Consider the following 792-nt stretch of genomic DNA (forward strand, 5'->3'; position numbering starts at 1 on the left):
CACAACTGGCCATCCGGGCACTACACAGCGCGGTAGCCCGACGCGGAGATGTCGCGGGGTGCATTCTGCACTCGGATCGCGGATCTCAGTTCCGGTCAAGGAAATTCGTACACGCCTTGAATCAACACGAGATGGTCGGCTCTATGGGCCGTGTCGGAGCCGCCGGCGACAACGCCGCCATCGAGAGCTTCTTTAGCCTGCTGCAGAAGAACGTGCTCGACCGCCGCCGCTGGGACACCCGAGAACAACTCCGCATCGCGATCGTCACCTGGATCGAGCGCACCTACCACCGGCGCCGCCGCCAGTCCGGCCTCGGGCGGTTGACCCCGATCGAATTCGAAGCAATCATGACCACACCGGCCAGTCAGGCCGCGTGACCGAAACTGTCACCTGATCGTGCAGCAGACCCCGGGAACGTACGGTAGCTTGCTCAGGTCCAGCGCGTTATCCGCTTGCGACAGAAGCAGTTTTGCGTAGGCCCGGATATTCTCGGCAGGTCGCTGTGGCGGGCCAAAAGGATACATGGCGGCCGCGTTACTGCCTGGTCTGGCACCGCTGAGGTCGCGGGTCATAAATATTGCGCCCGTTTCCACCGCCCGCGCCGGTGTGTCATCGCTTCCCGTCGGACCAGGCTGCAAATCGTCGGCATATTTCCGTGTCAGCGCGGTGAGTTCTGCGAGTTCAGTCGGGTAGGCACCATTCATCAGGACCAAACGGTCGCGTCCTAAAGCCGGTGTAAAAGGGGCCGGGCGTAGGTTCTGCTTCGAGACCGCCAAGTCATCGAAGGAAAGG

General features: G+C 62.0%; 2 protein-coding genes. One reads left to right on the forward strand and one right to left on the reverse strand.

The features are described from left to right. The coding region (locus AO501_RS18095; RefSeq protein ID WP_156452583.1) for an integrase core domain-containing protein at window positions 1–377 on the forward strand (377 nt) is incomplete at its 5' end. Window positions 378–386: 9 nt separating this feature from the next. Here the strand turns inward: AO501_RS18095 and AO501_RS39455 are convergent. Then, on the reverse strand, window positions 387–792 hold a 406-nt coding region (locus AO501_RS39455; RefSeq protein WP_231752532.1), incomplete at its 5' end, for a hypothetical protein.

Origin of the sequence: Mycobacterium gordonae (genome assembly GCF_001417955.2) — a bacterium.
Classification (GTDB): Bacteria; Actinomycetota; Actinomycetes; order Mycobacteriales; family Mycobacteriaceae; genus Mycobacterium; species Mycobacterium gordonae_B.